General features: G+C 45.3%; 23 protein-coding genes. 12 read left to right on the forward strand and 11 right to left on the reverse strand.

Features of this window, described 5'->3' with window-relative positions:
- Positions 1–14: 14 nt before the first annotated feature.
- From RH89_RS27445 to RH89_RS27455, 3 genes are all read right to left on the reverse strand, one after another.
- Positions 15–458: a PAS domain-containing protein gene (locus RH89_RS27445; protein ID WP_004409044.1), complete on the reverse strand. Its 444-nt coding sequence runs from the start codon at positions 456–458 to the stop codon at positions 15–17.
- A complete protein-coding gene (locus RH89_RS27450; protein ID WP_004409046.1) occupies positions 458–1,462 on the reverse strand; it encodes a response regulator in 1,005 nt (334 codons plus the stop codon). Before RH89_RS27450 ends, RH89_RS27445 begins: the two co-directional genes overlap by 1 nt.
- Before the next feature lie 381 nt (positions 1,463–1,843).
- Positions 1,844–2,206, reverse strand: a complete 363-nt coding sequence (locus RH89_RS27455) for a hypothetical protein (protein ID WP_004409047.1) — start codon at positions 2,204–2,206, stop codon at positions 1,844–1,846.
- Between the two features lie 359 nt (positions 2,207–2,565).
- On the opposite strand from RH89_RS27455, the gene RH89_RS27460 reads away from it, so the two are divergent.
- The 4 genes from RH89_RS27460 (at position 2,566) to RH89_RS27475 (ending at position 7,322) form a co-directional block, all read left to right on the forward strand.
- Entirely contained in the window at positions 2,566–3,780 is a 1,215-nt protein-coding gene (locus tag RH89_RS27460) for a sensor domain-containing diguanylate cyclase (RefSeq protein WP_004409048.1), read from the forward strand.
- Between the two features lie 215 nt (positions 3,781–3,995).
- Positions 3,996–5,231, forward strand: coding sequence for an L-lactate MFS transporter (locus tag RH89_RS27465; protein ID WP_004409049.1), 1,236 nt, complete (start codon positions 3,996–3,998; stop codon positions 5,229–5,231).
- Between the two features lie 67 nt (positions 5,232–5,298).
- Positions 5,299–6,921, forward strand: a complete 1,623-nt coding sequence (locus RH89_RS27470) for a VRR-NUC domain-containing protein (protein WP_004409052.1) — start codon at positions 5,299–5,301, stop codon at positions 6,919–6,921.
- Positions 6,922–7,142: 221 nt separating this feature from the next.
- On the forward strand, positions 7,143–7,322 hold the full coding sequence (locus RH89_RS27475; protein WP_004409054.1) for a hypothetical protein: 180 nt from the start codon (positions 7,143–7,145) through the stop codon (positions 7,320–7,322).
- Between the two features lie 111 nt (positions 7,323–7,433).
- Here RH89_RS27475 and torS read toward each other — a convergent pair whose 3' ends face one another.
- Positions 7,434–10,370: a TMAO reductase system sensor histidine kinase/response regulator TorS gene (gene torS, locus RH89_RS27480; protein WP_004409055.1), complete on the reverse strand. Its 2,937-nt coding sequence runs from the start codon at positions 10,368–10,370 to the stop codon at positions 7,434–7,436.
- A 119-nt stretch (positions 10,371–10,489) separates the two neighbouring features.
- Here torS and torT point away from each other — a divergent pair, with 119 nt between their 5' ends.
- Both torT and RH89_RS27490 read left to right on the forward strand, forming a co-directional pair.
- Entirely contained in the window at positions 10,490–11,518 is a 1,029-nt protein-coding gene (gene torT, locus RH89_RS27485; protein ID WP_004409056.1) for a TMAO reductase system periplasmic protein TorT, read from the forward strand.
- Positions 11,519–11,903: 385 nt separating this feature from the next.
- Entirely contained in the window at positions 11,904–12,359 is a 456-nt protein-coding gene (locus RH89_RS27490; protein WP_004409058.1) for a methylglyoxal synthase, read from the forward strand.
- 117 nt (positions 12,360–12,476) lie between these two features.
- On the opposite strand, the gene RH89_RS27495 is transcribed toward RH89_RS27490, so the two are convergent.
- The 4 genes from RH89_RS27495 to helD form a co-directional block, all read right to left on the reverse strand.
- On the reverse strand, positions 12,477–13,061 hold the full coding sequence (locus RH89_RS27495; RefSeq protein ID WP_004409060.1) for a YceI family protein: 585 nt from the start codon (positions 13,059–13,061) through the stop codon (positions 12,477–12,479).
- A gap of 174 nt (positions 13,062–13,235) precedes the next feature.
- The gene (locus tag RH89_RS27500) at positions 13,236–13,601 is read right to left on the reverse strand and encodes a VOC family protein (protein WP_004409061.1); all 366 of its coding nucleotides are present in this window, start codon (positions 13,599–13,601) and stop codon (positions 13,236–13,238) included.
- Positions 13,585–14,184, reverse strand: a complete 600-nt coding sequence (locus RH89_RS27505) for a DJ-1/PfpI family protein (protein WP_004409063.1) — start codon at positions 14,182–14,184, stop codon at positions 13,585–13,587. Before RH89_RS27505 ends, RH89_RS27500 begins: the two co-directional genes overlap by 17 nt.
- Before the next feature lie 14 nt (positions 14,185–14,198).
- Entirely contained in the window at positions 14,199–16,265 is a 2,067-nt protein-coding gene (helD, locus tag RH89_RS27510) for a DNA helicase IV (protein WP_004409064.1), read from the reverse strand.
- A gap of 195 nt (positions 16,266–16,460) precedes the next feature.
- Between helD and yccS the strand changes: the two genes are divergently transcribed.
- From yccS to RH89_RS27520, 3 genes are all read left to right on the forward strand, one after another.
- Complete coding sequence (gene yccS / locus RH89_RS27515) at positions 16,461–18,617, forward strand: YccS family putative transporter (protein WP_004409066.1); 2,157 nt, start codon at positions 16,461–16,463, stop codon at positions 18,615–18,617.
- Positions 18,618–18,838: 221 nt separating this feature from the next.
- Complete coding sequence (locus tag RH89_RS30040; protein ID WP_004409068.1) at positions 18,839–19,006, forward strand: hypothetical protein; 168 nt, start codon at positions 18,839–18,841, stop codon at positions 19,004–19,006.
- A 69-nt stretch (positions 19,007–19,075) separates the two neighbouring features.
- Positions 19,076–19,522: a hypothetical protein gene (locus RH89_RS27520; RefSeq protein WP_022591849.1), complete on the forward strand. Its 447-nt coding sequence runs from the start codon at positions 19,076–19,078 to the stop codon at positions 19,520–19,522.
- On the opposite strand, the gene RH89_RS27525 is transcribed toward RH89_RS27520, so the two are convergent.
- Positions 19,519–20,478 carry a TerC/Alx family metal homeostasis membrane protein gene (locus RH89_RS27525; RefSeq protein ID WP_004409070.1) on the reverse strand — a complete coding sequence of 320 codons (960 nt, stop codon included), beginning with the start codon at positions 20,476–20,478 and terminating at the stop codon, positions 19,519–19,521. The genes RH89_RS27520 and RH89_RS27525 overlap by 4 nt on opposite strands.
- A gap of 277 nt (positions 20,479–20,755) precedes the next feature.
- Complete coding sequence (locus RH89_RS27530) at positions 20,756–21,319, reverse strand: NnrU family protein (RefSeq protein ID WP_004409071.1); 564 nt, start codon at positions 21,317–21,319, stop codon at positions 20,756–20,758.
- 245 nt (positions 21,320–21,564) lie between these two features.
- Here RH89_RS27530 and RH89_RS27535 point away from each other — a divergent pair, with 245 nt between their 5' ends.
- Genes RH89_RS27535 through RH89_RS27545 form a run of 3 tightly spaced genes read left to right on the forward strand, consistent with a single transcriptional unit; the run spans position 21,565 to position 25,815 of the window.
- Entirely contained in the window at positions 21,565–22,239 is a 675-nt protein-coding gene (locus RH89_RS27535; RefSeq protein ID WP_004409072.1) for an ABC transporter ATP-binding protein, read from the forward strand.
- Positions 22,226–24,730, forward strand: coding sequence for an ABC transporter permease (locus RH89_RS27540; protein WP_004409073.1), 2,505 nt, complete (start codon positions 22,226–22,228; stop codon positions 24,728–24,730). The genes RH89_RS27535 and RH89_RS27540 overlap by 14 nt, the downstream gene beginning before the upstream one ends.
- Positions 24,730–25,815: a lipocalin-like domain-containing protein gene (locus tag RH89_RS27545; protein WP_004409076.1), complete on the forward strand. Its 1,086-nt coding sequence runs from the start codon at positions 24,730–24,732 to the stop codon at positions 25,813–25,815. The genes RH89_RS27540 and RH89_RS27545 overlap by 1 nt, the downstream gene beginning before the upstream one ends.
- Here the strand turns inward: RH89_RS27545 and RH89_RS27550 are convergent.
- Complete coding sequence (locus RH89_RS27550; protein WP_004409078.1) at positions 25,812–26,588, reverse strand: methyltransferase domain-containing protein; 777 nt, start codon at positions 26,586–26,588, stop codon at positions 25,812–25,814. The genes RH89_RS27545 and RH89_RS27550 overlap by 4 nt on opposite strands.
- Positions 26,589–26,591 lie beyond the last annotated feature (3 nt).

Below are 26,591 nucleotides of genomic sequence, written 5' to 3' on the forward strand. Positions count from 1 at the left end.
TTAATGGTGGCTGATTAGCTTTCTGCTACGCCTGCGATAACGGCTTCGGCGGTCGCATCTTGTATGGACAGGAACATAGATTTCACCTGACCAGTCGGCGTACGCATCGGGTTTAAAGTGATGTTCTGATACATGAATTCGGCTTGCTGGGTAATCGGGCGCACATTGCGGCAGCGGAACAGGTATGGACGCTGACGCCAGGTAATAAAGCTGCGACAACCCAGGTTGTAAACAGGTTTGGCTTTCAACACAAACCACTCTTTTGGGATTTCCGGGAACACTTCAAACAGGGACTTGCCTATTGCTTCGTGTGCCTGTTTTCCACTGTGATGGGTCATAAAGCCGTTCCAGACTTGAATGTTGTAATTCTCATCCAACACCACCAAGCCCATTTCGACGTTCTGTACCATGTCCACCATCCAGTGGAACTGTTCAAATTCTGCAGGTAGATTCAGCATTACAACTCATCCTCCATCAAGTACGCCAGTTTGTTATCCAACAAAGGAAGAGATTCGTCTACAAACATAAACAGCAGGTCACACTTAATGTTAGTGCCGTCGATGTTGTAGCTTACTTCGAAGGTCATGGTTTTAGTAAACGCACCCGCTGTGCTCTGAATAATGGAATCAATAGGAATGTGTTGCCCTAAAAGAACGGGTGAACTCTGGAAAAAGCGCACTTCTGATTGCTCGCCCAATCCATTAAGGAAAGAGCCCACCAATATATTGGATACGTCCATCAGAAGTTCGAGCTCTTCGTGCTCGTTGTCGGCAGGCACCTGCATCAGTTTGTTAATGTCACTGACGGATGAATCACTCAGCAAAACCAATGCTTCACCTGCAATACCCTCTCCACTGAACCCCTGACAGACACCGGATACCTGATCGTTATCAGCAAGGTCCCTAAGCGCCATATGCAATTCGCTCACTTCAAAAATATTGACGTTAGGTAAAGGGAGATGAACGAATACATCAAAATGACGAGCAAGCGCATCCGCTGCCCGACCAATGGCAACGTTAGCCACTTCCATGTAAATATCACGCCTCTTGAGTACTGGTAACTCAACAGGCGAAGGCATATAGGTTTGAGGTTGTGTGGGCGGCTCAATAAGGCTTTTAAGCACATCTTTCAAAGCATCTTTATTGATGGGCTTTTGAATGAAGGCTTTCGCCCCCAAAGACATGACTTTCTCTTTAGCTTTTGGCTGAATATCCCCCGATACCACCACCACTTTAATATCGATTCCACGTTTCCCGATTTCTTCTAACGTGCCGTATCCATCCAGCTCAGGCATCGTCAGGTCTAGGAACATAAGTTTGAATTCACGCGTTTGAAGTTGTTCTAATGCGTCTAATCCATGGACAGCAAAGGTTATATCTGCTCCTAAAGAAGCAGGTAGTGAACGTGCCATCTGTTTACGGGCTAGCGCGGAGTCGTCACAGATCAATATAGGAAATGACATTAATTCACCATAGGTCGCGTATGAAAAGCATACTTAAAAATAATTGCTAATACCCAGAACATATTACGTTTTTCGATAAATTATCACTTGGGTATCTTTAAACAGAATGGTGAACTTTAACACATCTAAAGATTAAATCAGCGCAAGATTCCCACCACTTCTATATACAATATAGGATATAAATGGCGTAAGGAACGGCATATTGTGTAACTGATTAATTAATAAGCGTATTTTATGCTATTTGCACCGCTGGCTCGCTTTTTGAACAATTTCATCACATGTTGCATACCATCCACACAATGTGAGCCAAATAGTGAGCACAAAAAAGCCTTCCACTTGGGAAGGCTTCTTCAAAAAATTCTTTTTTACCGTTTTTGCAAATTAAGCTTCTGCTTCTGCAATCTGACCCGGCTTCTTGGTGATACTCTGGCGATAGCTGAACCACAGATAAGTGATGACTAAAGAGAAATAAAGGTAAGTTAATGCAAACACCAGTGGCGATGTCATTAAGCCTTTATTCACACCGACCATAACACCAACGACGGTGATCGTGAGCTTTGAAAGCATGCCGCACAATAACAGGAAAACAGCAAATGCCGGGAAGCGAGAGCTACGGAAAGAGAACCAGTAGCAGCTACCTACTGCTAGCGCTGATACCGCCAGACCCAACATGAAAGAATGAAAATGATCCGCAGAAGCAACACCTGCAGAAATCGAAGCGAGCATTATTAAAATCAGTTTCATATATTCACCTTCACTTAAATAAAGAGAATGCGTCCTTTCATATTCAAAATCTTAGTTTTCAGTCGCTATTTTGCGCATTTATTGCCCAATTTCAAGTAAAAAACACGATAAAACTGCATTGTTTTTCGTACATTAAGCACGCGTTTACAAACAGTTAACAGCAGAAACATTTAGTTACACCCTCAAGTATTGATATTGCTAGTTAAAAGTAATTATTTAATGCTTTTGTTACAGTTAATTAACATTTAAATTTCTCATCACTAATTTAAGGGAAATTCTATTTTCGGGAGCTCGATCATCACATGTACCCCAGCTTTGTGAGATACCATTAGTGTTTTATAAACCACCAGAGCTTCGTTTTGTTTGATAGTACTTATGGCGTGGTCATTCAGCGCAATTTTAAAGCGCTCTACGTTGACTTAGCATTCGCCAAAATTTATGGGTTCGATTCCCCAGAAGATATCTACCAGCTAGATAGCTTGCTTGATCTTATCGCTCCCTGTGATCATCAAGAAGCTCTGAATACCTACCAAAGAATCCTTGCGAATCAGCAGCGTCCAAGAATGCACTCCTCTATAAATGTGGATCGCTACGGCAGAGAGTTTTCGGTTCTGGCTATCGACCATGTCATTGAGTGGGAAGGTAAGCCTGCACTTCAAGTTACGATCATCGATATGTCGGCTCAGGAAGAAGCAATGCTTCAGTTGCAGGAAAACGAACGACGCTACCGAGAGCTGGTGGAAGGCTCCCTTCAGGGCATCTTGGTACACCGTGACTTCAAACCACTTCTGGTGAATCAGACTTATGCAAAAATGCTCGGTTATCCGAGCGTCGATGCTCTGATTTCGACAGGTACCATCTTTTCTCATATTCCTGAAAAGTATCAGGATGTAGCACGTTCCCGATACGACATGCTGCTGGCAGGCGAAAATACGAGCCAGAATGTCACCGTTCGAAACTTCCGACTCGACGGTTCTACCGCTTATTTCAAGCTCTCTGAACGAGTGATTGACTGGGACGGTCAGCCAGCCGTTCAGGTATCGGTATTAGACGTGACCGAGCAGCTTATTCTGGAAGAAAAACTGACGTACCAAGCGAATCATGACTCTTTAACGGGTCTGCATAACCGCCGTTTCATGACTTCGACATTAGAAAGCCGCTATAAGCTGGATCAGTCGATGAGCTGCATCCTCATTGATCTTGATGATTTTAAGTCCGTCAATGATAAGCACGGTCACGCTGGTGGCGATAAGACGCTACGTGCCTTTGCGGCAGTTTTAAATGAAGTATTAGGCAGCCACGCTTTTAGTGCTCGCTGGGGCGGTGAAGAGTTCATTATCTGTATGAGCGATTACAACTATGAACAAGCATTGTGTTATGCCCAAGCGATAAAATCGGAAATCAATAAGTGGAACTTTGAAGAAGCCACCACGGCTTCTTTTGGTGTCGCCTGTTCCTGTGATTCTGACTCTGATTACAGCCTTATGATCCAGCGGGCAGACCGCGCACTGTATGAAGCAAAACGTCTTGGAAAAAACTGCATCGTCACTACGGATAACGATTTTTACAGTTAGACCAACGTTAAGTTAACAGCCTCGCAACATTGTCAATACCTATATCCAGCCTACTCCACCCCGATCTCGAAATTTCTCCAACTTTATGTTGAAAAAGGGATTCCAATCACATTGAGATTGTTTATAATCCGCGCGCAGTTCTTGTGTCTTTTTTTGATAAAGACAAAAAATTTTTTAGTAACCAACTTCCCCTCGCGGGTGTATTGAGAAGAGAAATGAATAAAATCGATAAAGCGATGCGAATTCTTCTTGCCGGATTCTGTATCAATCTTTGTTTGGGTATCTTGTATGCGTGGAGCGTATTCAACAAAGCCTTGGTCAGTGACTTCGGTTGGAGTGCATCAGACGCCTCTCAGCCTTACGCAATCGCAACGATCACATTCTCTATCTGTCTTCTTGTTGCTGGTGTACTGCAAGACCGTATGGGTCCACGTAATATCCTGATTCTTGGTACCGCCCTGACTGGTCTTGGTATGATCGGTTCAAGCTTCGCGGATTCTGTACTAATGCTAAACATTACGTTTGGCGTTATCACAGGTGCGGGTATCGGTTTTGGCTACGCGTGTTTGTCTCCTTCTGCAATGAAGTGGTTCCATTCTTCTAAGAAAGGTCTGGTTAACGGTCTGATTGCAGCGGGCTTTGGCCTTGCCGCGGTTTACCTTGCTCCGGTAACTTCTGCGCTGATTTCTTCTTACGGCATCAACTCCAGCTTTATGATTCTGGGTATTGGTGTTTTGATCATTGCTGTTCCGCTTGCATGCACCATTAACAACCCACCAGCGGGTTACACGCCTGAAGAGCCAAAAGTAAAAGCAGGTAAAGCGCCAGTAGCTACGAAGAAGCCTGTTGATATTTCCTGGAAGAACATGCTGAAAACGCCTCAGTTCTACTCTTTGTGGATCATGTACGCTTTTGCAGCGTCAGCAGGTCTGATGATCATTGGTAACATCACCAACATAGCAAGCGTTCAGGCGAACCTGCCAAATGCAGTTTACCTGGCTTCTATCCTTGCGGTATTTAACTCAGGCGGTCGTGTTGCGGCGGGTATCCTTTCCGACAAAATCGGTGGTGTTCGCACTTTGCTTCTTGCGTTTGTTCTTCAGGGCATCAACATGGTTCTGTTTGCAACCTTTACTTCAGAATTCACGCTGATCATCGGTACTGCCATTGCAGCAGTCGGCTACGGCACGCTTCTGGCGGTATTCCCATCTATTACTGCGGAATACTACGGTTTGAAAAACTACGGCACCAACTATGGCGTGCTTTACACCTCATGGGGTATCGGTGGTGCTATCGGTGCAGCGGTTGTGGGTTACTCTATGACTAATGGCGGAGGCTTCGGTCTGGCGTACACGATTTCAGCCGTAATGATGGGTGTTTGTGTGGTACTGGCTCTTATCACTAAGCCAATCAGCGAAGCGAAAGCAGCAGAGCTTAAAACAGCCGCTTAATTAGATTTGAATCTCTACAGAGAAAGAGCTTACCCTTAACGGTAAGCTCTTTTTTTATGCGACGAATATGCTTTCACAACCACCTGAATTACCCGTTGATTACTATCACACCAATTTCCAGCTTTTGTTGAATAACGCTGTTCAGACTTATGATGATCTTCTTGCCGATGAAGAAAAGAGCTGGATTGAGTCGTACAACAAACTAGATAAAGCGTCTCAATGCCTGCTGATCCGTCTGCTTTCGCGCAAGGGAGAGTGGTTTCGAAGTGATAAACTGGTATACCGAGAAATTTGGGATATCACAGCGTGTCTGGCTCAGCTTAGTGAACACAAGCTTATCTTTCTTCCTGACGAACTGAATTGCAAACAACTGGCTCATTCGCTGCTCACAAAGCCTGAAATCTCAGCCCTCTACCCTGACCTGAATAAGCAGCTTCCCAAATCTGATTTAATCAACCTATTGCCCGATGAAGAAGTCGATATAGCGACATTGCCATTTACCTGTATTCAGTTACTTCATGCCGAGTTGATGCCGATCTTTACGGCGCTGTTTTTTACTAACACACATCAGGATTTCACCCAGTTTGTCTTGTCTGATTTAGGGCTGAATCGTTTTGAAAGCTACCCATTGAGTCGGAAGCTTCGCTACTTCAACCATAGGGATGAGCTGCTCTCACTGCTCCAAATTGGTGATATTGGTAATCAGTATTATGAATATCGAAAAGCCCCTCTTGAACATATTCAGCATTGGCTCAATGCATTACCATCCAAAAGTGGTCATCAGGATGTCGATAAAAAACGCTCTCACCTCATCAATAAACTGGCTAGAGACTTAGAACGCCACGAGCAATTTGACGAAGCGATTGCGCATTTCAGCGAAAACGCTTTGCCACCAAGTCGGGAACGACGTGTCCGCATGTGGGAAAAAATGGGGTTAGACAAACAAGCCCTAGCTCTCATCCAAGATATGCTGAGCTCACCTTACGATGTGGATGAATGGGAAGTTGCCCAACGAATTGAACGAAAGCTAGTGAAAAAGCTTGGTGATAAGCCTTCTCCAGCAACGAAGCCGAAGTTTGAAGAGGTATACATTGAACTGGATTTGTCTGAACAACGCGTCGAGGTAGCCACTCAAATCCACTACAACCAGTCTGGTTGGGAGACTTACTATTTAGAAAACTGTTTTCTGAATGGGTTGTTTGGACTGGTATTTTGGGATTCGATCTACGCGCCCGTTCAGGGGGCCTTTAACCACGCCTACCAGTACCGTCCTCTAGACCTCTATCGCCCGGAATTCAGTGAAAACCGGTCTGAGCTGATTGAGACCGATATTCAACGGTTTTTAACTTTGGGTTATGAGCCCCTCATAGAGCGCTACAACCAAAAGTATGGCATAGCGAACCCATATGTCATTTGGGACGTGTTTACCCCAGAGCACATCACACAGGCTAGCATTGCGCTACCTGAAGAACAGTTGGTTGAATTGTTTCGTGTGATGCTTTCAGACATGCGAAATTTCCGTGCGGGTCAGCCCGATCTGGTTGCCTTTAAAAATGGAGAGCTCAAATTTATCGAAGTCAAAGGACCTGGCGATAAACTTCAGCAAAACCAAATTCGCTGGCTACAGAAATTCCAGCAACTGGGTGTGAATGCCGAGGTCTGCTATGTGAACTATTCCAAGAAAAAATGATAAAAAAATTTGCGTAATTTTCATTTCTTGCTAAGTGATTGGATCTTCGAATGATTCGTCCACATGCCTTTTTGTAAGTTATTGGTTTGTGTTTTTGAGGTATTGTCGCCTGAACCGAATCCGCTGATCCACTTTAAAATCGTTGGCTATAATCTTTGTGAGATTTACTAACCGATGTTGGTAAATCACTCTGAAAAACATTCCTCACAGGAGGGTTTAAGATGAGTATTCAAGATAAAATTGAGGACTTGGAACAACAAATCTACATCGCTTGTTCCGAAGGTAATTTCGACCAAATGTATCAGCTAGAGAATGAACTGGAACAACTGCGGGGTCGAATCGCCTTTGGAATGGAGGATGACCCTTACGCCTTAAGTGGGCTGCTCGCAGGCGATAAATAGTTATGTTCCGAGCTGATTTAATCAGCATTGAAATCAAAACCCCGACAATGAACATCGGGGTTTTAATTTTTCTGGCACTGGCTCTAATGTCTGTTGAGCTTTGCTATCAGGCTACAGTTCCAGAGTCTGTAGCGCCTCAACTGAGTTATCCAGCAAAGACTTAATAGCGTCCCTCTCTCTTCTCAACAATGCCAATAGGTCTGAAGAACTCTCTATCTCGGCAAGGGCTTCTCGCAACGCTGTTAAACCTAAACTGGCGGCGGATCCTTTCAATTTATGCGCGTGGGATTTCACTTCAGTTTCATCTCCCGCTTCAAACGCCAGACAAATGTTTTCCCAATCCTGAGCTGATGATTGTTTGAAAATCTCAATCCAGCTCATTACCTTTTCTTTACCCAACACGCTGGCATCCTGCCTGATCACCGAAACATCCAGCAAATCAAATTCAGGGGTCGCATTTTCTGTCACCAACTTTGGTTCAGTTGAACTAAACTCAGACTCCCGGATTCCAACGGCGACATCAGGCACTTGACCTTCAAGTACTTGAGCGAGTGTATTCGCCAAAAACTCTTTCTCTATTGGTTTAGGAACAAAGGCATCAAAACCAGAAGCCAGATATTCTGCCACTTCCTCACTAAAAACATGAGCAGAGACGGCAATCATCGGCGTCAGTTCCCCTCCGGTTTCAGCTAAGTTCTTCTGTTCAATGCGTCGTAACTCAGCCAGAAGATCGACTCCGTTGCAGTCAGGCAAGTTAATGTCCAGTAATCCGATATCAAAACTGTGCTTCCTCATTAACAACTTGGCGTCTTCGCCCGTCGTCGCTGTCGTCACTGTATGACCTAAATGCTCCAGAAACCCTTCTGCCACTAAACAGTTCACTGGGTTATCTTCAACCAGAAGAACGTTTGCCTTTCGGCATGTGCTGAGTATTGCAGGTTCTTGTGAATCTTCAGGTTCTTCCCCAACCGGTAATGGCAGGCTGAACCAGAACCGACTTCCCTCTCCGGGTTCAGAATGCACGCCAATCACACCACACATAGCCTGTATTAACTTTTTGCAGATGGCTAAACCAAGCCCTGTCCCACCGACCTTGCCTTCACCACCACTGGCTTGGGTAAATGCTTCAAACAGAGTATCCAGAGCCGTCTCTTCAATACCGATACCAGTATCCGAAACTTCAAAGTAGATGTGATTAGGTCGATTGGTATCTCTCCCCACATACACATCCACTTCGCCTCGATCCGTAAATTTAATCGCATTACCGATAAGGTTGGTCAGAACCTGAGAGATTCGCACGGAATCCCCGAGAAAGTACCGCCCGATCTCAGGGTCAACTTCCTGATAGAGGTTTAGCCCCTTCTCGGTTGCGCGGCTGGAAAGCAATTGAGAGATGTCACCAACCATGCTCACCAAGTCAAAGTTATGTTGAGCAACTTTTAAGTGCCCGGCTTCAATTTTTGAATAATCCAGTACATCGTTAATAATACTTAACAGGCTACTGCCGCTGCGATTAATGATGTCGGTGTATTTGAGCTGCTCTTCTGAAAGCGAAGTTTCTTTTAGCAGGCTGGCTGTTCCCAGAACACCATTCAAAGGAGTGCGGATTTCGTGGCTTATGGTAGCCAGAAAAGCAGATTTTGCACGGTTCGCACGCTCTGCTTCGTTTCTGGCTTTAGCATGATTCAAGACTTCTACGTTCAGTTTCTGATTGGTGTGTTTGAGTTCCTGTGTACGCTGATCAACGATCTCTTCAAGATGCTCTTTGTGGCGTTCCAGCTCCTGTTTAGCTTCTGCCTCGCCTTCTGCCACTACCTTTAAGGTTTTCGCAGTATCTCGGGCGACAATGATCGCACGCCCCATGTCTGCCAGCTCATCTTTGCCTTTAACATCAATGTCGAGTTCCAGTTTGCCTTCGGCAACATTGAGCAAAGCACTGGAATACTGGTTCAGACGCACAACAACCGACTGATACACCACTTCCAGATAATAATTCCAACAATAGAAAGCCCGAGCATTGATAGACAAAATCAGCGTCCATTGCGCCATACTGAGCGTCTTCGACACATTCTCAATCGCCTCCGTTGAGCTCTGATTCGACTCATCCACCAGTCGCCCGACAATGTTGTTCAGTTCAGCAAACAAACCGTGCGTTCTCGCATTCAGGCTGCTTGCCAGCTCTTCATTCTGATAACGCTGCATCAACTTTTCAAAAATCTGGCTGTTTGCCTGAAGTTCATCAATTAACCCACTCATTTTCACTGAGCGAGTTGGATCTTCAACTGAACGAACCCGTCGTTCCATGATCGTCAGGTTAGAATCGAACTGATTTTTAAGCTCCTGAATCCGCGAAAACACCGTCACGCTTTTCACTTCTTCGATTTGAGTAAGCAGACGAAGCGCCAGCAAATGAAGCTCATGCAGGCGTTCAGTCAGATCCATATCCACTTCAACCAGCGTATCCAGGGCGTTGTATGCCGCTCCTGAATTATTACTTTCCAGCAAGTCATATACGTGAGCGACATTGGCTACTGCAACCGTGCTGGAGTTCAGTACCTGAGTGCGCGCCAGCCCTTCCAGTTCGTCGGCTTTCAGGCGCATATACTCAACTGAATCCCCAATGTCGTCATTCAGTTTGAGTCGCTTTTCCACAGCAAGACCGAGCTCAGCCAAATTGTCGATGATGTTCTGAACATTGGATTCTAGTCTATCCAGTAATGTTGAATCGAACGCGTCTGAACCGAGCAATTTAATGTGAGTAAGTAGCTGATTCAGTTCTGCAAACAGCGTCTGACCATACCTTTTCACTTCTGTCGGGCTTTCTGAATTGGCAAGGAGCTGCGCAGAATAGACGATTCGGGAACTGAGCTCTGAAACCTGACGGGCTTCTAACATGGCTGGAATAGCATTGTCGGCTAGCTGGCGCTCGGTTTTTGCTACCAGTGAGAACCCTGCAATACCAATAAGGGAAGCCATAACCATTAGCGATGCGATAGCGATGAATGAATATAAAAGCCTGCGACCTATACTCGACGGGGATAGCAGCATTTTTGCCTCATAGCGAAAGAAAATTGGGTATAACGAACCGGATTAACATTAGGTTTTTTATTGTTATTTGGTTATATTTTGCAGTGTTTGCACCCAGATTCCAAAAAGAAAGCGAAAAAATGCCAGATTGCTTTAAACACCTAAGCTGGAGATTCCGAACACCGTCCTTACGTTACCCTATCTTGGTAACCGGAAGTTTGATCTTATCAGCCTTTCCTTCGCACGCTGCAGAAAAAATATGTGCGATTTATCCTCACTTAAAAGATTCCTACTGGCTCTCGGTCAACTACGGCATGGTGGAAGAAGCCAAGAATCAAGGAGTAAATCTTAAGGTGCTGGAGTCTGGTGGCTACCCCAATCTGACGCGCCAGACTCAGCAAATTGATGAGTGCCGAAATTGGGGCGCAGATGCGATAGTGCTTGGCACAGTGGCTCCCGATGCTTACAAACATACTCTCGCAGATTTAGTGCGGCAGACTCCCGTGTTCGTCACTGTCAATCAGTTAAATACTGATAGCAACGCCTCAAAGTCGGTTCACGGTTATGTTGGGGTCGACTGGTATGACATGGGATTCAAAACGGGTAACTACCTGAAAAAGAAACATCCCAAAGGCAGTGGAAAAGTTCAGGTAGCCTGGCTTCCGGGACCAGAGCAAAGAGGTGGAACAAAGCCTGTAGAACGGGGGTTTCATGACGCAATAAAAAGTAGCGATGTTGAAGTGGTTGTTTCCCTATGGGAAGACAATGACAAGGAGTTACAGCGTAACCTAGTTCAACAAGTTTTAGAGTCCGAGCAAGTGGACTACATTGTAGGCAGCGCAGTTGCAATTGAAGCCGCAATCAGTGAGTTGAGAAACGCCAAAAGAACCGATATCGGATTAATCTCGACCTATCTGAGCCACGGTATTTACCGGGGTCTTCGCCGCGATCGTGTTCAGTTTGCACCCACAGATAAGATGGTTCAGCAAGGCAGAATCTCTATCCAGCAAGCAACTCATTACCTGAGAAATGAGCCTTTCAAATCCAATTTTGTCCCGGTTATCGAGCCTCTTACACCAGAGCAGATCAGCAAAACCGTTATTGCGGACTCGTTGTCTCCCGCCGAATACCGACCTATTTACATGGTTGAAGAAGAGAACCATTTATAGGCTTAAGAGCTCCTGAGCTAACATTCTCAGAATGCTTATTGTTAATTGTCACAAAATGTTGGCAGAATACTAATATACCCAAGTGACTTCAAGATGCAGGATTCAGAGCTTCATATACTGTTTCAGTTCAAGGAAAGGAACTCAGCGGAATGACCCGTCCTTTCCAAGTTCTTTGGCGATGAAATGGAACAGAATATGAGCTCCCAAGGGCGAGTTTAACTGGCTTTTGTACTGCGTTACCGATTCTTGATTTAGAACCACTAGATCTTCAAATCGGTGTCTTGTCCAAAAGCCACTTAACTCTCGCTGAACCTAGCATCTTGAGGTTACTTGGGTATATACCCAGTTGCTCTATTCGTTTTGGGTATGATTCAAGGAGTAAAGAATGCAAAAAACAACAAGAACAATGCCTGCACATAAAAATGTTGCTCTGGTCGCTCACGATAACTGCAAACCTGAATTGCTGCGCTGGGTTACAGAGAATAAAGACAAACTGCAAGGGCATTTTCTCTATGCGACGGGGACAACCGGGCACATGCTGAGTAAGGAAACCGGGCTAGCGATAAAAAGCCTAATCAGCGGTCCAATGGGGGGAGATCAACAGCTGGGTGCGCTGATTTCTGAAGGCAAAATTGATGTACTTATCTTTTTCTGGGATCCGCTTAACTCAGTTCCACACGACCCGGATGTGAAAGCCCTTCTGCGAATTGCGAGTGTCTGGAATATCCCAGTTGCGACAAACCGCGCGACGGCTAATTTCTTATTCGCTTCTAGCCTGTTAACAGAAGAAGTGGATATCGAGATTCCAGATTATGATGCCTACCTGGCGAAGCGAACTTAGACCAGTCTTCGAAAGCCTGAGCCAAAACTAAGTAATTAACAAAGAAAACGCCGAGTCTTTAAACTCGGCGTTCTGCTAATTCTTAACGTTTTAGAGGTTATTTAACCCGATTTCAGTTTATTTGCGTTTAAATACTAACGCAGCATTCACGGCGACTGCTGGAGAAATTGGAATTCCCCCTACTGTTTTCGCCAACTCTTCTACGTTGGTATTTGGGACACCAAAACTCACCGCATTCACAACAACAGGAGATACTGTACTTACTGCGATGTATTGCGGCGTGTTAACCACAAGCAAAGACATTTTCACGCTTTTGCTACTGCCATAAAACTCAAGCTTACCTTTCACTTTTTTGATTGTGGGCTCCGTCAGTGCCGACACCTCCGCCAAATCAATTGTTCCAGTCAGCATTGCCTTAGGGTATTCATCTGTTTTAAAGAACAGGTCGCTAACACGCTGGTTACGAATCTTTACTCCGGTATCAACAGACGATAAGTCGATATCGATTTTGAACTCACCATCTGCATTGATATTACCGCTGATCACCTCAAACTTTGCGGGTTCCAAAAAGTACTGCAGCTTAATAGTAGAGAAGTTAACGGATGAGACTTTTGGATCGAGCACATAGTGTTGATGCACCGCCTGAGCAGAGATTGGAGCGAGCGCCATAAAACTGAGAAGTAATCGGCTGAACAACGACATATTCCTTTCCTTTTTTATTTATTGATATATTCCTTTCACTTTTTCGTGCCAACACAACGAGAAAGGGCTGAGCTTAAACTAGTTAAGCACAGCCCATTGTCTCATAGATAATAAAGTTAGTGCATATCCGATTCGCGAATAAATCGTAACGAATTTCAATGCTTAAACGCTTTTTCATTCACCCCAAACGGCGAGCTCGTTACCACTTGGTTCTTTAAACTGAAAACGTCTTCCACCCGGAAAACTGAAAATGGGTTTGGTGATTTCGACACCTTTCGATTGCACTAAATCAAAAGAGTTCTCCAGATCTTTACTGAACAACACCAACAAAGGTGCACCATCGACTGAAGAGGAAACCAACTCCGACTTAAAGAAACCACCCATCAAACCTTTTGCACTAAACGCCGTGTACTCTTCTCCATAGTCGGTAAATACCCAATCGAGCGTCTCCTCAAAAAACGTTTTGGTCGCTTCCAGATCGGTCGCTGCGAATTCAATGTAGTTTATTGAGTGATGTTCAAAATCAATAGGCGACGACATGCTTGCTTCTCCATTTAAAGTCGAGCTGGTCTGCGGTTTTCTTTGCCAGTTCCAACTTAGAAAGCCGGGAAACCAGCTGTAAGCTCATATCGATCCCCGCAGACATACCAGCAGAAGTGATGATTTCTCCATCCTCTACCCAACGAGTATTTTTCACAAGCTTCACATCTGGGAATTGCTGAGCAAGATCGTCCAAATGCTGCTCATGCGCCGTGACTCTGCGATCAGACAGCAGTTTAGCCTGCGCCAGTAAAAAGACACCATTACAGACCGAAGCGACAATTTTCACTTTCGACGCCTGTTCCTGAATCCAGTTAATAGCCCTCATGTTTTTCATTTCATGAGCGTAAACCCCACCCGAAACGATGAGCACATCCAATTCCGGATGATTATGAATTGAACGATGGGGAACTACCTGATAACCGTGCCTAGCCGTTACAGCGTCACCGGACTCACTGATCAGATATGGTAGGAATTGAGCGTCATAGTTCGCTGCGTACTTGTTTGCCGTTGCAAACACTTCGTATGGACCGGTAAAGTCGATAGGTTCTGCGTATTCGTAGATGTAGATGCCAATGTTCATGATTACCCTAGCCTTTATTTTTTAACGACGGGGTAACCTCCTTCTCGCAACTCTTCTACAAAAGTAGACGGATGCACTCCGTACATTACCCACGCTTTCGATTTCGCCCGAGTCAGCGCAACATAAAACAGTCTGCGTTCTTCTGCATGGGCATAGGTGTCTTGGGTTTGTATTAGTGCACTATCGAGGTGGTGTTGACGTTCTGTTGCCGGAAACTGACCTTCATCGACACTTAAAATAAATACAAAGTCCGCTTCCTGACCTTTACTTGCATGACACGTCATAAACCGAATATCCAAATTAGAGCAGGACTTTTGCCAGTCCTTTAATTGCTCCGGACAGTGGTAGTGATTGCGTCCCAGTAGCAGTACTTCTTTCTTTGAAGTTTGTTTTTGGTCTAATTCAAGAAGCGATTTCTCAAGTATAGACATATGCAACAAAACCACCGACTTTTGTTTGATGGTCTTATGACTAGTCACAGTTTTTTGAATTTGATCCGGATTTTGCTGAACAAACTTGGAAGAAACTTCACCAATTATATTGTTGAACCGGTAAGTGGTGTCCAGATAGTGGATCGATGCACCCGGGAAACGTTTATCGAAATCAGTTGTAAGGCTAACGTCTGCCCCAGCAAAGCGGTAAATCGCTTGCCAGTCGTCCCCAACGGCGTACAAAGAGGCTTGTTCCTTAGTTTTGGGTTGATGACAAATGGCTTCCAACAGCTCAAGCCGAGCCGGAGAAATATCCTGATACTCATCGACCATAACGTATCGCCACTGCGGACGATATTTTCCAGACGCCACATACTTAGTCGCCTTAGTGATCATGGTGTGAAAATCAATTTGACTGTTATCTTTGAGCATTTGTTGCCATGCCTGATAACACGGCCAGACTAGTTGAAGTTCACTGTTTAGCCTTGGATACTCATCATGATCAACAATGCGTTGCTGGATTTGTTTCTTGCCGAAATTCATCGCACACAGTTGCTCTAACTGTTTTTCAAGCCACGCGATCAACTTAGGGTTTTCGGACTGAGACCCAAGTTCTTCATCCCCTTTCAGGTATGCAATTGGCCATTGCGAAAGGTGCTTCTGCCAGCGCTTAAACTGATTCTGTGTTGCCCAATGTTGTTTTAGCCACTGCACACACCACGCTTGTTTCATGTTGTCATTGGTTGCCAATGGCGTTATTTCGACACTTTCATTTTCTACATGGCGAATAATATCCAGCCCAAGCTGGTGGAAGGTTTTTACATTGATTGCTTGTCCGTCACTGCCCAGCTTTGTTTCCAGACGCTGACGCATTTCGCTGGCAGCATCACGACCAAATGCCACCATTAACATGTCTTCCGGTTTTGCCTGATGGCTTTGCAGTAAATAGGAGACTCGCGCGGTTAATACACTGGTTTTGCCTGTCCCTGCCCCGGCTAATACGAGATTATGATCATTGTTCATTAATACGGCTTGCTGCTGGGATAAGTTGAGCGGGCTGGATTCCACCTGAGCAAAAAGAACCTGCCAGTATTCTCTTTCTTTTTCCAACCATTCCAGATTTCTTGTTTTCTGATTCGATTCACCGTTGATTAGCCAGTCGGACACGCTTGTCATTGCATCGGGCATACGCTGCTGGGCTTCCTCAAGGTTCATATTGAGTAAAGCGAAATCTTCAGAAACGACATTTTTCCAGTTATTCAATTGGGAAGTAGGCAGGTAAGCAGGCTGGCTTCGCATAAGATCCAACGTTTCCTGCCAACTTGGGAGTTTTTCGTTCAGGCTCTTACATTGGTTGTAATGCCAACTGGAGTATTCATGCTGAGCTTGCTTTACGAAGCGATTGCAGTCCTCCCAGGGTAATCCCTGAACTAACCAGGCTTGTTGTTTATTATTTTTGGCATGAGCATGGAAGACCAGGCTCCCCCACATAAGACCTCGTTTGAGGGTAATGGAGCCGTCCCATACAGAAAAAGGAATGTGCTCTTCACTTTGCGCCGAGTTAAGTATCAGCTTATCGCCTTCAATACAGACTTCATTGTATTCGCTTTGTATTAAAAATTTGGCTGACCGCGACGCCGTGACTTGCATGTATTAAACCTATAATCGAATGGAGTAAGAATCTTAGATCACGTAGCGAATCAGAACAACGTAAAGTCAACTTAAATCGTTGCGCTATTGAGTATTTCTTCAACAACCGTGCTTTTTCTTGGTGCTGGGTCATATCCCTGCTAAGGTCGAATCATGTAACTTACGGATTCCTTTATAAGAAGAAAAACTTATCCCGTGCCATTAACAACGATTTTTCGCCACTATTGGGCAAACAAAACCATCAATTACAGCGTTCGTATTGCGATTGCACTTTTAGGGATTGTGATTCCCTGTTGGTTTTACGAGCAAAACACTGCCATTATCCCTCTTATTCTAGGCATTATTGCCGCCGCCCTTGCGGAAACAGACGACAGTTTCTGGGGGAGAATGCGTGCTCTTATTCTCACGTTTATCTGTTTTGCCATCGCCGCCTTTTCTATAGAGTTCCTGTTTGACCAACCAGTCCTGTTCGCTATTGGCCTGTTTGTTTCTACCTTTGCCTTTATCATGCTTGGTGCCATTGGTCCTCGATACGCCAGCATTGCTTTTGGCTCTTTGCTGATCGCGATTTACACCATGCTTGGTGCGCATGAAAGCCCAAACATCTGGTTCCAGCCTGTTATGTTGCTTGCCGGAGCAGCTTGGTATTACTTCATTTCGATGATCTGGCAGGTCTTCTGGCCAATGCAGCCCGTTCAGCAGAGCTTAGCCAACGTATTTGAACAATTAGCTAATTATCTGGACTCCAAAAGCGAGTTGTTTCACCCGGTGACCAACCTGACGCCTCAGCCACACCGAATCAAAGAAGCCAGCCTGAACGCTGCAACGGTAACCGCGCTTAATCAGTGCAAAGCAACCTTGCTCTCGCGTTCAAAACGGGGGCACATTGACGGACCGAGTGACCGTTTCCTGAACATCTATTTTCTCGCACAAGATATTCACGAGCGCGTCAGTTCAACTCACTACCGTTATCAGGATCTTGCTGAGCAATTTAACCACAGCGACGTACTGTTCCGCTTTAAACATCTATTGCAAACACAGGCAAAAGCGTGTCGCCATATCGCAAAATCACTGAACCTTGGCACACAATATCAGCACGACCCTCAAAACACGCAAGCGCTGAACGAACTCAACGACTCCATGCAATATCTTCAGGACCAGAAACGTCGCGACTGGTCGCTGTCACTCAGTCAGCTTTCTTATTTGTTCAGAAACCTCTCAACCGTTGAGAAGCAGTTAAGTAATGTCAGTAACCCTGATGTAAAACAGAACGAGAACGACGACGTGCTGGATGACACCACAGCGCACACACCGAAAGCGATGTGGTTGAGGATTAAGAGCAACCTGACACCAAATTCGATTCTGTTTCGCCACGCAGTGAGAATGTCGATAGCCCTTACCGCTGGATATGGGTTAATTCAGGCATTCAGTATTGATAAGGGGTACTGGATACTTCTAACCACTTTATTTGTCTGCCAACCCAACTACAGTGCGACCAGACAAAAACTGACAGCACGAGTTATTGGTACTATAGCTGGGTTGTTGGTAGGGGTGTTCCTGTTAACCTTCTTCCCGTCTCAGGAAAGCCAGTTGGTGTTTATTGTGCTTTCGGGCATTCTGTTTTTCGCTTTTCGCATCAACAATTACGGATTCGCGACCGCTTTTATTACCCTGTTGGTTCTGTTCTGCTTTAACCAGTTGGGCGAAGGGTTTGCTGTCGTTCTGCCAAGGCTAGCAGATACTCTGATAGGTTGCGCATTAGCCGTCGTTGCCGTCGCCTTTATTCTTCCGGACTGGCATTCAAAGCGATTGCACAAAGTTATGGCGGAATCGGTTCTCGCAAATCAAAGCTATCTGGCACAAATCATCGGGCAGTATCGCGTAGGAAAGAAAGACACCCTCGCCTATCGCATTGCCCGCCGAGACGCACACAACAAAGATGCAAACCTGAGTTCATCTATCAGTAATATGCTGATAGAGCCGGGGAAATACCAAGCCGCCGTTGATGAGAGTTTCCGTTTTCTGACTCTGAATCATGCCATGCTTAGCTATGTGTCCGCCTTGGGTGCGCACAGAACACGATTAGAAGACGAAACCATTCACCAATTGGTGTTGGATTCTCACCGAGCCATACACAAACATTTGGAAATACTGCACCAGCAGTTGAATGATCAGTGCGAAGACTGTGATTTTTCCACTATTGAAGAAACAGATATAGAAAAGCGTCTGAGTGAATGGCGCGAAGAAGACGAAAGCTCCGCCCGATTAGTTCTGCAACAACTTCATCTTGTCTATCGAATGCTACCTGAGCTCCATTCGTTAGCCTCAAAGTTCGCTGTAAGAGTCCAGTAACTCCTTAGCCGAGCAACGAATTTGCTCGGCTTTCTTCAATAGCCCCTTTTGATTTCTGGGTAAAGATCACATTACCCATATTATTCGAGCAATTCCTGACAAAAATTGAACAAATCAAGATTTCGATGCTCTTAATGTAGGTTGCGTTAATATTTGGCGCACAAAGTTTCAATATCGGTGCAAATGAGACATTGAAAACTATCAAAATCGGGAATAGAAAAATGCCACAGCATCAGTACGAACAGTTAAGGAGCAAGGTTCTTGAGTTGACGCCTGCGCAACTTAAAGACTTACAGATAGAGATTGAAGGGAAGCTAGACAAGAACAATCAACAAGTTGAGTTAACCGAAGAGGAACTAGATGCCATTCTCCGCCTTTTTAGAGATTAATCTCTAAACGAAAGTTGAACTTTTACTGGCTAAAGTTTAACCTTTAAGTAGATCTCGAGGTACCTACCCATGCCAGTCTCATCCATACATTCAGGTCATGTCATTCTCCAACAATCGAGAACCATGGCTAAGCAGGCGACAGAGGAGCTAAACGAAGAAGCTCGTCTTGAAAGAGCGCGCCTCGAAGAAGTGGCAGCAGAAGAACGCATTCGCGAATCCCAACCTAATGAAGAAGTCCAAGCCTCTGAGCGTGCTGAAGAAGCCCGTGAAACTGAACTAGCGAAAGAAGAACAAGCTGAAGTTTACGAAGAGTCTTTCAACAAACTCCCGACCGCAGATGAAGAGCGCGATATCAAACGCGAAGAAATTGCCAGCGAAAGGCAAGATCGCCAAGAATCCGACTACGTAGAAGCTGCCACCAAACTGAATCAGGCAAAAAGCTATAACAGTGTTGGAGCAAGTGTAGTAACACGCTCCAACGACATGATAGGCACAATGCTCGACATTTCTGTCTAGCTAATTGATTCCTCCTGGTTCCCTTCCCAGTTTCCTCTGTTTTTCATCACCGACGCCACAATTGCCGTTCCCATAACCGACACCAGTACTCCCAACGAAACGTACGTAGGAATTGCCCATGCTGTTTCTACTAGCAACATTTTGATGCCGATAAATATCATTATGAACGCCAGTGCAGGCTTAAGATAAACAAATTTGTCCATCATACCCTGCAATACGAAGTACAGAGATCGCAGCCCCAACAACGCAAACACATTTGCCGCCAGTACCAAAAATGGTTCGCGAGTTACCGCAAAAATCGCCGGAATCGAATCCAGCGCGAACATCACGTCCATCATTGCAATAACTGCAATCACAATCGCCATTGGCGTCAGCACTAAGCCTAGTTTGTTGCGACGAACCAATGCGTTACCATGAAATTCGTTTGAGACTCTTGCTACCTTTCGAATTACTCGCTCAGGAAGCGGGCTTAATCCTCCTTCCTCTTCAGGCTGAGTCAGTTTGTAACCCGTCCAGATTAGGAAGGCGGCAAACACATACAGTATCCAATGGAATTGCTCTAATAGCTGAGCGCCTACCGCGATCATGGCAGCTCTTAGCACCAAAGCCCCAATAACCCCCCACAACAGAGCTCTGGGTCTCAATTCTGCCGGAACCAGATACTGATGAAAAATGATCGCGAAAACAAACAAGTTGTCGACGCTCAGTGATTTTTCAAGCAGATAACCGGTGAAGAACGCCGTTGCCGCTTTCCCTGAACTGTAGTGACTTTCAGGCGCATACCATTCCCAGAAAAACAGAATAGAAACACCAAATGCCATTGCGACCAAAACCCAGATTACACTCCAGATCGCGGCTTTTTTTACCGTGACCTGACCGCCTCGGGTTTGCCAGATATCGACACACACCAACAATAAAGTCAGTGCACCAAATGCAAAATAAGTGATAGGACTCAAAACACACCTCATTCCACAAACAAACATGCGGAAGAGACAGATACGACTACCCCCGCAAACCTGCAAATGTTCAAACCGTTACAGGCTAGAACACTGCTCCTTGAATGCGTTGGTCTCGTCAGAGTGAAAGCTGGTTAAGGGCTTAAACCTTTATATGCCGGAAAAGCGAACGCTTAACGGGATGACGACATACAAACTAAGAGTTCTTAGTAGACTACTCCCCAATACAGGCGGATAGTATGCCTGTATTGAGAGTACGTCAATACGATTTTTTGCGTTATCGCAGTGGTATACCAGACAGATAAACATGCAGGAAAAATGCGGTAATAAAGTATAAAATCAGGCTGATAACATGCGTTTTCAGTTCCTGAGAAACAGGGGGAATATCTGGTTTCACCCACTCCCCATCTCTTTTGTTAATCACAATTATTTCGATAACTGCCCACAAAGCTAAACCACCAAATAACAACACCGAACGTTGCTCACCGTTACTGATCAAATGTGCCACCGCCCAGACAATCACACTCATCAATTGAGGGTGACGTATAAAGCGCTTAATTCTGGTTTTACCCTGCGCAGCGCCAAACAGAATAAAGCCCACCAGCATGAGCAACATGGTCAGCCCTCTAAATTCAGGACCTAACACGTAAAGATAGTTTGGAATGGTGCTTCGCCAACCAAATATGATCATCAACAAACCAGCGACAACTAAGAGAGAGAATATTCCTTTGTAGCCGTTTTCTCCGACCTGATTAATCATGTTTCTTTTTAACTGCGGCGCGAGAGTGGGAACAAAATGAATCGCACTCCACATCAGTAATCCTAATATCATCAGTAACATTGCTTACTTCCTTTTTTGTATTTTGATTCGATTATTGGTCAAATCACCCACTAATGATGTGGATTTCGTCTCATAGCTGGCCACCCAGCCAGAAATCCTGTTTGCTGGCTCGGGTTTGATACAAATAAGGTGATCTATCGCTCTTCTCTTTTTTTGTCTGGGTATAAATTCAAATCAATATCTGACACCATTGGCAGACAAACTTCGTATTGATATCAATGCCTTCAATTACAGGGAGCCACGGATTGGGACAACCACTTGTTGAACTTAAAAATGCGTCCAAACACTTTGTGGATGGTAAAGAAGCACACCATGTATTGAATGATGTTAACTATGCGCTTTCCTCAGCTTCAAGTGTTGCATTAACCGGAAGCAGCGGAAGTGGAAAAAGCACACTTCTTAATATCATGGCGGGGTTTGAACCGCTTTCTGCCGGAGAGCTATGGATTGATGGCGACAACACCTCTGAATGGAAGGAAGCTCAGTGGAGCCGTTTCCGCTATCAAAAACTCGGGGTGGTGTTTCAACAGTTTAATCTACTGACTCCCCTTAACGTTCAGCAGAACATCGCGTTTCCACTTCAACTAAACGGTAAACAGTGGAACGACTGGTGTGATTATCTGGTGGACAAGCTGTCGATCAGCGAGCTCCTCAATCGTCATGTGTCTGCACTTTCCGGTGGTCAGCAACAACGAGTTGCCATTGCCCGGGCTCTTGCCCACCAGCCTCAACTCCTTTTAGCAGACGAGCCAACTGGTAACTTAGATCAAAGCGTAGAACTGGAGGTAATGGGCTTACTGAAAAACATCGCCCAACAAGCGAATACTGCCATCGTTTTAGTCACTCATAGCGAGACGTGTGCCGAATTCATGCAGCACCGTTACCACCTTGTCAGCGGGTGTCTGCATGAGTCTAAATGAGAACAGGCATATTCGCTCCACACTTGCCATTTTCGTCGCACATTACCGGCAGGCGCCACTTCAAGCCGTTGCAATATTGATTGGCATTGTTCTAGCGGTAACTTTATTTGTCGCGGTGCAAGCCATTAATCTCAATGCCAAACGCAGTTATGCCGAATCAACAGAGCAGCTTAGCGGACAGGCGCAGAGCCTCATCCTCCCTCTTTCCGGTCAACATTATCTGCCCGAGTCAGTCTATTTTTCAGTGCGTCAGGCAGGGTTGAGCCAAGCCTTACCTGTTATTGAAGGACGCGTGAGAGACAATCAGGGACGTCGTTGGTCAATACAAGGCAGTGATTTAATCTCTGCCATAACTTCTCAGTTTAATAAGCAAGTTTCATCTCGCGAAAACACAGTAACTAAAAGCTCATCTGTCTCTCTGTTTGATTCAAAATTGCCTTTAGCAAGGCTTCTTACTGGTGAGCCAATGGTCCTTGTCAGCCAGTCGCATCACGAAAGCATGGGTGGAGTCAGTCAACTCATTCTGGAAGGAGTAGAAACGGATGTCATTGCGGTTCCCGACCAATGGCAACTGGGTAGCAGAATGCTAATGGATATAGGGTTCGCGCAGCAACTGATGAAAAAAGAAGGCAAGCTTAGTTATATCGCTGTTTTTGATAAGCAGGGAACCGAAGCATCAAATTGGGAAAGGTTCCTTGACCAAAAAGCGCAATGGGTCACTAACACACAAAGCACCGACCTCGGTTCACTTACCGATAGCTTTCACCTGAACCTAACAGCCATGAGTATGCTGGCGTTTCTGGTTGGGCTGTTTATCGCCTACAACGGGGTGAAATACAGTTTACTCAAGCGAAATCGCTTGCTGGTTCAGATACAGCAAGCGGGTATCACCCAGGAAACCGTTTTTGCAAGTCTGCTTATCGAACTGATCTTCCTGGTTACCTTAGGATCGTCACTCGGTTTCGTCATGGGCATTCAATTGAGCCACTGGCTTCACCCAATGATCGCTCTGACGTTAGAGCAACTTTACGGCGCGACTCTGCTTCCCGGAACCTGGTTCTGGCACTGGTGGTTACAAGCTTTGGGTTTAACGCTTGTAGCTACATTAGCGGCGTGCTGGCAGCACTTTAAACAGCGTGTGAATCAACCCCTTTCTTCTCACAGTGGATTGTATCAGACGCCAGAAAACTCGAATGAAAACCGACTGTTCTTCATTGCAGTCGTTTTGTCCGCTTCCGCACTGATTGGGCTATGGGCTAGCGATTATTTTCGCTTCACCATGGTCTGGCTGGGTGTGTTGATCGTCTCCATTCCACTGTTCCTACCTAAAGCGATGAGTACCCTTTCGCGTTGGGCTGTCAGGAAAACCACGTCTGGTCTCATGCTCTATCTTTTTGCGGAACTGAAAGAGCTGATTGCCCCGCTTTCACTCGCTATGATGGCGTTACTTTTGGCAGTCACCGCAAACATAGGGATGAATACCTTAGTCGGCAGCTTCGAGCTCACATTAAAACAATGGTTAGAGCAAAGACTGCATGCCGATATCTATGTCAGCCCATCTCAGAGCAAAATGGCTGAAGTTGAACAGGCGCTATATCAGTTTGAGGGCGTCGATAAAGTTTATAAACAGTATTATGTCGACGAAAAAATTCTGGGGTTACCAACTTTGCTAGGCACTAAAGATCCGTCCACGCTTGAGCAAACCATGGTTTTTAAATCTCATACACCTGATTTTTGGGATAACTTTTATGCAGGCAAAGTCGTTGCCATCAGCGAACCCACCGCCGTTAAACTCAACCTGGAGTTAGAAAGTGATTTTGTTGTCGATGCTTTGTCCAACAAGGCGTTTAAAGTGGGTGCAATTTTCCATGACTATGGTTCACCAAATGGTGAAGTTTTGATTTCTCCAGATCTATGGAATCAACTTGGGTTTTCACCTACCCCCACCAGCCTTGGAGTGAAAGTATCTGGCAATATCGAGCAGGTTCAGAAAGCACTAATCCAAAGGCTGGAACTTCATTCAAGCCAGCTCTATGATCAGGCAGAAATCAAATCCATCGCGCTAGAGATATTCTCACGTACCTTCTCTATAACCAGTGCTCTAAATGGAGTCACACTGCTGGTCGCGGTTATCGGGTTATTCAGTGCATGTTTTATGTTGCTCGAAGCTCGCAAAGCCGCCATTGCTCGGCTCCACGCAATTGGAGTTAGCCGAGCCAAACTAATGGGGTTAGTTCTGGGTCAGATAGCGGCGTTAGTCGCGTTCACCCTTATGGTCGCATTGCCTCTGGGTGCCATTGTGGGTTACGTACTTACCGACATCATTACGCTTCGCGCGTTTGGCTGGAGCCTTAATTACTTATGGAGCTGGAGTGACACCTTGGTCCTTGTACTTGTTACCCTTTCTTCGGCGCTCATCGCAACGGCATTACCCTTATGGCGCTTAGTGAGCCGCCCTCTTATCTCCAGCTTACAAAGCGAGGTGCTTTGATGAGTACTTGGTTTAAAACAGCCTCAATAAGCTTGATTTTACTTTTTCTGACGGGGTGTGAAGATAAACCCCAACAAGGAATGGGATTATGGCTGGGGGAACAAAACCATCAGTTCGCTGAGGTGACTGAAGGCGTTGAGATAAGGCTGCCTGATGATCACCGTGCGCACCCAGATTTTCGTCACGAATGGTGGTACTTCACCGCCAATTTAGAAGACAACCACGGGAACCGACTCGGCATTCAATGGACACAATTTCGTATTGCTGTTTCCCCTTTTGAACAAGCTGAAAAAAGTAGCTGGTCCGGTAACCAGATATATATGGCGCACAGCGCCGTTACCACATCAGATTCTCACCTTGCCGATGAAAAGTGGTCTCGTGCACATCCTCAGCTCTCTGGGGTTGAAACCGTTCCGCTGCGCGTATTTCTTGATGACTGGCAATGGAAGTCTTCTACCCGTGATCTTTTCCCCGCCTCGCTTAACGTTAAATCCGATCGGTTCGAATATTCGTTAACCTTAACCAGCAATTCGCCTTACCAAAAGCAAGGTAAAAATGGGTACAGCCAGAAAGACAAGAATGGCGAAGTGGCTTCCTATTATTACAGCCAGCCTTTTATCCAAGTTGATGGTGAAGTGCTTATTGATGGCGAGATCAGGAAAGTAACGGGTAAAGGTTGGATTGACCGTGAGTGGAGCTCTCAGTTTCTGCTTGGTTCTCAACAAGGCTGGGACTGGTTTGCGCTTAGATTAAGTGAAGACACCAGTCTGGTTGTTTTTCAGTTGAGAGATTCTGAATCAGGCGATACTAACTATGCTCATGCCAAACTGATGAACAAAGATGGCAGCGGTAAAACAATCGACCAAGAGCAGATAACCTTACGCGTGGCTTCGCAAACCGCGATTGATGGAAGATCTTATCCGACAGAATGGCAAATTCAGGTTCCAGATCACAAGATTAACCTGACGGTTTCAGCCCTAAACCCGAATGCCAAAATGCCTCTTACCATCCCTTATTGGGAAGGTCCTGTGCAATTTAGCGGGTCGCACTCTGGCTCGGGTTATATGGAATTGACAGGATATTAAGACTTTCGCTGATAAATCACAGTGTGGGAAAGGAACAGGTAGGAAAATCGTTCGTTTATTCGTATTTTGTATTCCAGTTCCTTCTCGTCAAGACATTGCCAGCCTTCATCAAAGTACCCGTTAATATCATCTACAGCTTCGCCTTCATTCTTAAGGTGCTTCTTATTCCATTGATAGGTGCACGAGAGAACAAGTGCGCCTCCCGGAGCGACTGCATCCTTCAATGCATTAACGATTTCGGCTGGTGATTCGCATTGGTCGAGCACATTTAAACAAACGACTAAATCATGTTGTGATTCCAGAGTTTCCACCCCAAAGGGAAGATTTAATAGTTCAAAATCTACGTGGGCGCACTGGTTTGCAATGGGCGTGGTATCTACAGTCAATTTCCCTCTATTCGCTCCTCCTTTAATAAGGGGAAATGAATATTCACCTCCGTTGAGGAGAAATTTCTCTAAGTGAGATAACAATAGTTCTGAAGGCTCTACCAAAGTAACCTGAGTAACAAATGGCATCCACTGAATAAGCTCGTAGCAGGTTCGCCCCATGGCAGGTCCTACTTCCAGCATAGAAATCGGTGAGATTCTCTCTTGTACTGCCTGGTGAATAAATTGAGTTACTTGCAAATGAAATTGGGATTCAGCAAACGTGACCGGGACATTTTTTGAGTCACTATCAAGCACTCCATTTGGAACATTCCCTGAAAACACATCTAGCCATTGTTTTTCAAAATATGAAGCCAGCAATTCGTTCTTCAGATAAAAGTCTGACACATT

Origin of the sequence: Vibrio nigripulchritudo ATCC 27043, from assembly GCF_000222685.1 — a bacterium.
GTDB lineage: Bacteria > Pseudomonadota > Gammaproteobacteria > Enterobacterales > Vibrionaceae > Vibrio > Vibrio nigripulchritudo.

What these genes read in the sequence shown, in the direction of transcription:
- RH89_RS27445 (WP_004409044.1), bottom strand. Translation starts at nt 458, where the DNA reads ATGCTGAATCTACCTGCAGAATTTGAACAGTTCCACTGGATGGTGGAC.
- RH89_RS27450 (WP_004409046.1), bottom strand. Translation starts at nt 1,462, where the DNA reads ATGTCATTTCCTATATTGATCTGTGACGACTCCGCGCTAGCCCGTAAA.
- RH89_RS27455 (WP_004409047.1), bottom strand. Translation starts at nt 2,206, where the DNA reads ATGAAACTGATTTTAATAATGCTCGCTTCGATTTCTGCAGGTGTTGCT.
- RH89_RS27465 (WP_004409049.1), top strand. Translation starts at nt 3,996, where the DNA reads ATGAATAAAATCGATAAAGCGATGCGAATTCTTCTTGCCGGATTCTGT.
- RH89_RS27470 (WP_004409052.1), top strand. Translation starts at nt 5,299, where the DNA reads ATGCTTTCACAACCACCTGAATTACCCGTTGATTACTATCACACCAAT.
- RH89_RS27475 (WP_004409054.1), top strand. Translation starts at nt 7,143, where the DNA reads ATGAGTATTCAAGATAAAATTGAGGACTTGGAACAACAAATCTACATC.
- torS (WP_004409055.1), bottom strand. Translation starts at nt 10,370, where the DNA reads ATGCTGCTATCCCCGTCGAGTATAGGTCGCAGGCTTTTATATTCATTC.
- torT (WP_004409056.1), top strand. Translation starts at nt 10,490, where the DNA reads ATGCCAGATTGCTTTAAACACCTAAGCTGGAGATTCCGAACACCGTCC.
- RH89_RS27490 (WP_004409058.1), top strand. Translation starts at nt 11,904, where the DNA reads ATGCAAAAAACAACAAGAACAATGCCTGCACATAAAAATGTTGCTCTG.
- RH89_RS27495 (WP_004409060.1), bottom strand. Translation starts at nt 13,061, where the DNA reads ATGTCGTTGTTCAGCCGATTACTTCTCAGTTTTATGGCGCTCGCTCCA.
- RH89_RS27500 (WP_004409061.1), bottom strand. Translation starts at nt 13,601, where the DNA reads ATGTCGTCGCCTATTGATTTTGAACATCACTCAATAAACTACATTGAA.
- RH89_RS27505 (WP_004409063.1), bottom strand. Translation starts at nt 14,184, where the DNA reads ATGAACATTGGCATCTACATCTACGAATACGCAGAACCTATCGACTTT.
- helD (WP_004409064.1), bottom strand. Translation starts at nt 16,265, where the DNA reads ATGCAAGTCACGGCGTCGCGGTCAGCCAAATTTTTAATACAAAGCGAA.
- RH89_RS30040 (WP_004409068.1), top strand. Translation starts at nt 18,839, where the DNA reads ATGCCACAGCATCAGTACGAACAGTTAAGGAGCAAGGTTCTTGAGTTG.
- RH89_RS27520 (WP_022591849.1), top strand. Translation starts at nt 19,076, where the DNA reads ATGCCAGTCTCATCCATACATTCAGGTCATGTCATTCTCCAACAATCG.
- RH89_RS27530 (WP_004409071.1), bottom strand. Translation starts at nt 21,319, where the DNA reads ATGTTACTGATGATATTAGGATTACTGATGTGGAGTGCGATTCATTTT.
- RH89_RS27540 (WP_004409073.1), top strand. Translation starts at nt 22,226, where the DNA reads ATGAGTCTAAATGAGAACAGGCATATTCGCTCCACACTTGCCATTTTC.
- RH89_RS27545 (WP_004409076.1), top strand. Translation starts at nt 24,730, where the DNA reads ATGAGTACTTGGTTTAAAACAGCCTCAATAAGCTTGATTTTACTTTTT.